Raw genomic sequence first — 6,365 nt, 5'->3', positions numbered from 1 at the left:
GGGCGGGCATCGGGGCGGTCCGGGCGGCTGATGACGATCCTCAGCGTATTCGGCCTTTCGCCGCGCTTCGATGGCGCATATCGCCGGATTGCCGCAGGATCGGCGGCAACACCGAGGTTTCGGAGAGAGAATGACGGACGGGCTCGACCGGGTCGATCGGCAGATCCTGAAGATCCTCCAGCGCGAGGGCCGCATCCCGAACGTCGAGCTGGCCGAGCGGGTCGGCCTGTCGCCCACCGCCACCGGCGAGCGGCTGCGCCGGTTGCAGAAGGACGGGGTCATCACGGGGTTCGGTGCCCGGCTCGATCCGCATCTCCTGGGGCTCAGCCTGCTCGTCTTCGTCGAGGTCTCCCTCGACAAGACCACGCCCGACGCCTTCGCGCGCTTTGCCGCCGCCGTGCGGCGCGCGCCCGAGGTGCTGGAATGCCACATGGTCGGGGGCGGCTTCGATTACCTCGTCAAGGCCCGCGTCGCCGACATGCCGGCCTATCGGCGCTTCCTCGGCGAGGGGCTTTTGTCGCTGCCGGGGGTCAACAACACCCGCACCTACGCGGTGATGGAGGAGGTGAAGAGCGACGGGGTGCTGCCGCTTTAATCCCTCGACCCATGCGCCTGGCGCATGATTTCCCTGCGACATAACGGAGCTTTGCAGCGACTGCGGAGTTGGCAGAGGGCGCAATGTGTCGCAGTCTCGCATTCACCAAGCCGACGCAGAGCGGCCCGACGCGAATGGAGGTACGCCGATGGTCAATCCCAACCGTCTCGTCAAATCCGCCTGGATCGCCGCCGAAGTCTCGCGCGAGAAGGCCGAGAAGGTCCTGGTGGTGGAAGCGTATATCGCCGTCAGCCCGCTCGAGAGCGGCTACGACGCCGAGCGTTACGGCCGGCTCGTCGAGGACGTCCGCCGCATCCTGGCCGACAATCCCGATATCGACCGGGCGTCGATCCTGAGCGTCCACCGCGAGTCGCGTTGCGCGGCGTTGTTCCGCCGGGCGGCGTGCGACGAGGAGCGTCGCCCCGAATTGGTGGCGTAGGCGGTCCGACGTCCCTGTCAGGATGAGCCTCTGCGACGGCGCGGACGGGCCGTCAGGGACGGTGGGGCCCCGGACGGCCCCACCCCTCGACGTCTTACAGGCCCTCGAACAGGGCCGACGAGATGTAACGCTCGGCAAACGAGCAGGCGACCGTCACGATCCGCTTGCCCTTGAATTCCGGCCGGGCCGCGACTTCGAGGGCCGCCGCGACGTTGCCGCCGGTCGAGATGCCGCCGGGGATGCCCTCGATCCGGGCGAGCAGGCGGGCAGTGTCGAAGGCGGTCTGGTTGGAGACCGTCACCACCTCGTCGATCACGCCGCGGTCGAGCACGCCGGGCACGAAACCGGCGCCGATGCCCTGGATCTTGTGCGGGCCGGGCTGGCCGCCCGACAGGACCGGGGAATCCTCCGGCTCGACCGCGATGACGCGGAGCGACGGCAGGCGCTGCTTGATCACCTGACCGACGCCCGTGATGGTGCCGCCGGTGCCCACGCCCGCCACGAAGGCGTCGAGCTGGCCCTGGGTGTCGGCCCAGATCTCCTCCGCGGTGGTCTTGCGGTGGATCTCGGGGTTCGCCGGGTTGTTGAACTGCTGGGGCATGATCGCGCCCGGGATCTCACCCAGGAGTTCCTCGGCCTTGGCGATTGCGCCCTTCATGCCCTGCGGGCCGGGGGTCAGCGCCAGTTCGGCCCCGAGATAGGCCAGCATCTTGCGCCGCTCGAGCGACATCGTCTCGGGCATCACCAGGATCAGCCGGTAGCCGCGGGCGGCGGCCACGAAGGCCAGCGCGATGCCGGTATTGCCGGAGGTCGGCTCCACCAGGGTGCCGCCAGGCTTCAGGACGCCCGAGGCTTCCATGGCGTCGATCATGTTGACGCCGATGCGGTCCTTCACCGACGAGATCGGATTGAAGAACTCGAGCTTCAGCAGGATCTCGGCGTCGATCCCGCGCTCCTTGGCGAGGCGGTTGAGGCGCACCAGCGGGGTGTTGCCGATGGTCTCGGTGATCGACTCGTAGACCCGGCCGTGACCGATCCGGCGGCCGGTCTCCGAGGTGGCGGTGGCGTCGGCCATGATGTCTCTCCCTCAAGGGCGCGTCGTCCGCCGCACGGGTAGCGGAAATCCGGCCTGCCGTCGAGGTATGTCGGTTTATACAAAATTCGGCTGTGAAATTGCCGCGGTCCAGTGGTCCGGGACGCACCGGACCGACGTTCAAGGGTCCGGGATTGGCTCGTAGCGCTCGGAGCCCGCGGCAGGGGGGCACAAAGGGGCAGCCCGCAGCCCTCGCCAGCCTCGTAACCTTGGGTCACAGTGTCGCCTCGGCAAGCCCCGGCGCGGCGGGTCCTCCGGGAACGCGCATCGGCCGGGCTGCCGCAACCGCCCGAGGGAGCCGCGAGAGAGCCGCATGTCCGAGACCCTGCACCGCACCCCTCTCGACCCCGCTCCGCTGGACAGAGCGCAAACGGCCCCGCCTGCGGCCGCGGGACAGCACCGGGTGGTGATCGTCGGTGGCGGGTTCGGCGGCCTCACCACGGCGCGGGGCCTCGGCGGGGCCGAGGGGATCGCCGTCACGCTGATCGACCGGCGCAACCACCATCTGTTCCAGCCGCTGCTCTATCAAGTCGCCACCGCGGTGATCGCGCCGGGCGAGATCGCCGAGCCGATCCGGGCGATCCTGCGCTGGGACCGCAATGTCAGCGTGCTGATGGGCGAGGTCGTGGGCGTCGACACGGAGGGCCGCACGGTGCGCTTGCGCGACGGCGCCCGCGTTCCCTACGACACCCTGGTGCTGGCCACCGGCGCCACTCACAGCTATTTCGGCCACCCGGAATGGGAGCGCTTTGCCCCTGGCCTCAAGACCCTCGACGATGCCCGCCGGATCAGGGCCCGGGTGCTGCTGGCCTTCGAGGCGGCGGAGCGCGAGGACGATCCGGTCGCCCGCGAGCGGCTGCTGACCTTCGCGGTGATCGGCGGTGGCCCGACCGGGGTGGAGATGGCCGGCGCCATCGCGGGCCTCGCCCACCACGCCCTGTCGCAGGATTTCCGCCGCATCGACCCGAAGACGGCCCGGATCCTGCTGATCGAGGCGGCGCCCCGGGTGCTCGGCACCTTCACGGAGGACCTGTCGGCCTATGCGCGGCAAGCGCTGGAGCGGCTCGGCGTCACGGTGCTGACCGAGCACGCCGTCGAGGACGTATCGGAGGAGGGCGTCACCGTGGCGGGCAAGCTGATCCCGGCCGCCACGATCGTCTGGGGGGCGGGCGTGCGCGCCTCGTCGGCGGGGGAATGGCTCGGGGTCGAGACGACGCGCGCGGGCCACGTGCCGGTGGGACCCGACCTAGCGGTGATCGGCCGCCCGGGGATCTATGCGCTCGGTGACCTCGCCATGACCAAGGCCGAGGACGGCAAGCCCCTGCCGGGCCTCGCGCAGGTCGCCGACCAGCAGGGCCGCTATCTCGGCCGGGCCCTGCGCGACCGCATCCTGCACGGCAAGGCGCCGAAGCCGTTCCGCTTCCGCAGCCGCGGCAACCTGGCGATCATCGGGCACAATTCCGGCGTGGTGCAGTGGGACCACGTCAAGCTCAAGGGGTTCCCGGCCTGGGTGGTCTGGGGCGTCGCCCACGTCTACCTGCTTGTCGGCTTCCACAACCGCCTCGTCGTCACCTTGCGCTGGCTCTGGGCCTATTTGAGCTTCCAGCGCGGCGCCCGCCTGATCTCCGAGCGCGACGAGGCCGTGATGGCGCTGATCCGCGGCACCCCGCCCGGCCGCATCCCGCCGCCCTGATGTTTCTGTGCGGCGGGCCCGCGCAGCCCTGAGCCGAGCCGGGCGCATGGCGCCCGGCCTCCATCGTGCGACAAGGGGCGGGGAGCAGGAACGACCGGGCTCCCGAAGAACACGACCCCGGAGTCGCGAGGACACATGCACAACAGCGAGGCGATCTGGCGGGCCGTCGAGGCGCATGCGGCGGACTTCGTCGCCCTCTCCGACCGGGTCTGGGAAATGCCGGAACTCAACTTCCGGGAGGTGCGCTCGGCAGCCGAACATGCCGCGATGCTCCACGCCCAGGGTTTCCGGGTCACGGACGGGATCGGCGGCATTCCGACCGCGATGATGGGCGAGGCCGGGGAGGGCGGCCCGGTCATCGCGCTCCTCGGCGAGTACGACGCGCTGCCGGGCCTGAGCCAGGAGGCGGGCGTGGCCGAGCACCGGCCCCGGCCCGGCGAGGGCGCCGGCCATGGCTGCGGTCACAACCTGCTCGGCGCCGGCGCGCTGCTTGCCGCCACCGCGGTCAAGGACTGGCTCGCCGCGCAAGGTCTGCCCGGCCGCGTGCGCTATTACGGCTGCCCGGCCGAGGAAGGCGGGGCCGCCAAGACCTTCATGGTGCGCGACGGCGTCTTTTCCGATGTCGACGTGGCGATCACCTGGCATCCGGGCCCGTTCGTGGCGATCTGGGAGCCGGTTTCGCTGGCGATCCAGCTTCTCGACGTCAGCTTCGCGGGCAGGGCCTCGCACGCAGCCGCCGCCCCGCATCTCGGCCGCTCGGCCCTCGACGCGGTCGAGCTGATGAATGTCGGCGTGAACTACATGCGCGAGCACATGCCGAGCGACGCGCGGGTGCATTACGCCTATCTCGATGCCGGCGGCATCGCCCCGAACGTGGTCCAGGCCGGCGCCACCGTGCGCTACCTCGTGCGCGCCGCCGACCTGCCGGGCCTCCTCGCCCTCGCGGCCCGGGTGGAGACGATCGCGCAAGGCGCCGCGCTGATGACCGAGACCACGGTGACGACCCGGGTGGTGAGCGCGATGTCGAACCTCTTGGCGAACCCGCCGCTGGAGCAGGCGCTGCACGCCAACCTGATGCGGCTGGGGCCCCCGCCCTTCGATGCCGAGGACCGGGCCTTCGCCGAACAGATCCGGGCGACGCTGACAGCTGAGGACATCGTCTCGGCCCATCGCCGCTTCGGCGTGACGGTGACGGATGCGCCGCTCTGCGACACGATCGTGCCTCTCGGCGCGGTGGGTGAGCGGATGATGGGCTCGACCGATGTCGGTGACGTGAGCTGGGCGGTGCCGACCGTGCAGGCCCGCGGCGCGACCTACGCCATCGGCACCCCCGGCCATTCCTGGCAGATGACCGCGCAGGGCAAGACCCCGGCGGCGCACAAGGGCATGATCCACGTCGCCAAGGCGATGGCCGGCACCGCCGTGGACGTGCTGCGCGACCCCGACCTGCTCGCCCGCGCCAAGGCCGATCATGCCGAGCGGCTGGCGCGCACGCCCTATGTCAGCCCGCTGCCGGCGGGGCTCGCCCCGCCGCTCGATATGGCGGGGTGAGCGTGGCGGGATGAACCTGCCCGGGTGAGCCTGGCGGGACGAGGAAGCCCGCCCGTTTCGGGTGAGACCGGTGGGAGGGCCCGGCGGAGATCGTCGCCGATGCCCGGGATTCCGCCGGTTGCATCAAATTCTAACAACGCGCCTCACCATCGGGCGAGATCTCGTTCCGTAAAGTCTCTCCGATGGAAGCGACCGCGCCCGCCTCGCGGGAGCCGGCTCGAAGCCTGCGTCGCTGGTCGGAACAGAGCATGTCATGATCGTTACGGGTACATCCCTCCTCGGGCAGATTCTCACCACTCCGTCGTCGTCCGGTCTCCTCTCCGCGAAAGCGGCCGTCGGCCCGGCCGGGCCTTCGCCTCAGGAGAGGCCCGGACCGGACGCCCCATCAGCACCCGTGACGGTGTCGCCCTCGACGCTGGATGCGTTGTTCGCGCTGCAAGTGTCGTCGCGGGGCGCGAACGCGGCCGGTGCCGGAGCGCGTGCAGATCAGTCCGCACGGTCGGCCGCCCCGTCCTCGGGCGCCGAAGCCGGGTCCCAGGCGACAGTGAAGGCCCAGACGGTCGTGGATCCCGACCTGGTGCGGGCGATCGCCGCGGCCCTCGAAAGCCAGAAGAGCAGGGGCGACGGCACGGGTCTCACGGTGATGAGCCAGAGTTCGACCGGCTCCTTGCAAACATCCGTCTCACGCCAGAACAGCCTGAAAGACATTCTGGACATGGCAGGGCGGGCGCAGCAAGCGATCGTCGATCTGCCAGGACAGGCCGCGCTTCATTGACGGGATGGCCGGCGGTATCCAGTCACGAAGGCGGGACAGATCATGGGCTCCGACGCCGGGATGGGATAGGGGCCGCCCCCGCGGCGGTCCGCTTCCCTGCTCCGCGATCCTGCCGCCGGCGAAGCAGAGTTGCGTTGGCAGGCCAACGCTTCGCCCACTTAGAGCGCTTCACGATCGCATTGCAATCGCGAAGCTTCTCTAGAGCATTTTCCGTTCAAG

6 protein-coding genes are annotated in these 6,365 nt (G+C 70.3%); 5 read left to right on the top strand and 1 reads right to left on the bottom strand.

From position 1 onward, the window contains the following. Window positions 1–130 precede the first annotated feature (130 nt). Both VP06_RS31170 and VP06_RS31165 read left to right on the top strand, forming a co-directional pair. Window positions 131–595 (top strand): Lrp/AsnC ligand binding domain-containing protein, encoded by a 465-nt coding sequence (locus tag VP06_RS31170; protein WP_048467706.1) that lies wholly within the window; start codon window positions 131–133, stop codon window positions 593–595. Window positions 596–743: 148 nt separating this feature from the next. Further along, complete coding sequence (locus VP06_RS31165) at window positions 744–1,034, top strand: hypothetical protein (RefSeq protein ID WP_048467705.1); 291 nt, start codon at window positions 744–746, stop codon at window positions 1,032–1,034. A 94-nt stretch (window positions 1,035–1,128) separates the two neighbouring features. Here VP06_RS31165 and cysK read toward each other — a convergent pair whose 3' ends face one another. Continuing rightward, window positions 1,129–2,109 (bottom strand): cysteine synthase A, encoded by a 981-nt coding sequence (gene cysK, locus VP06_RS31160; RefSeq protein ID WP_048467704.1) that lies wholly within the window; start codon window positions 2,107–2,109, stop codon window positions 1,129–1,131. Between the two features lie 331 nt (window positions 2,110–2,440). On the opposite strand from cysK, the gene VP06_RS31155 reads away from it, so the two are divergent. From VP06_RS31155 to VP06_RS31145, 3 genes are all read left to right on the top strand, one after another. Further along, window positions 2,441–3,820, top strand: coding sequence for an NAD(P)/FAD-dependent oxidoreductase (locus VP06_RS31155; protein WP_082167728.1), 1,380 nt, complete (start codon window positions 2,441–2,443; stop codon window positions 3,818–3,820). A 135-nt stretch (window positions 3,821–3,955) separates the two neighbouring features. Continuing rightward, window positions 3,956–5,371, top strand: a complete 1,416-nt coding sequence (locus VP06_RS31150) for an amidohydrolase (RefSeq protein ID WP_048467703.1) — start codon at window positions 3,956–3,958, stop codon at window positions 5,369–5,371. Between the two features lie 394 nt (window positions 5,372–5,765). Further along, window positions 5,766–6,146 carry a hypothetical protein gene (locus tag VP06_RS31145; RefSeq protein WP_048467702.1) on the top strand — a complete coding sequence of 127 codons (381 nt, stop codon included), beginning with the start codon at window positions 5,766–5,768 and terminating at the stop codon, window positions 6,144–6,146. Window positions 6,147–6,365: the final 219 nt, after the last annotated feature.

Origin of the sequence: Methylobacterium aquaticum, from assembly GCF_001043915.1 — a bacterium.
GTDB lineage: Bacteria > Pseudomonadota > Alphaproteobacteria > Rhizobiales > Beijerinckiaceae > Methylobacterium > Methylobacterium aquaticum.
Note: the sequence above shows the minus strand (reverse complement) of the source record. Positions and strands in the feature narration are given on the sequence as shown.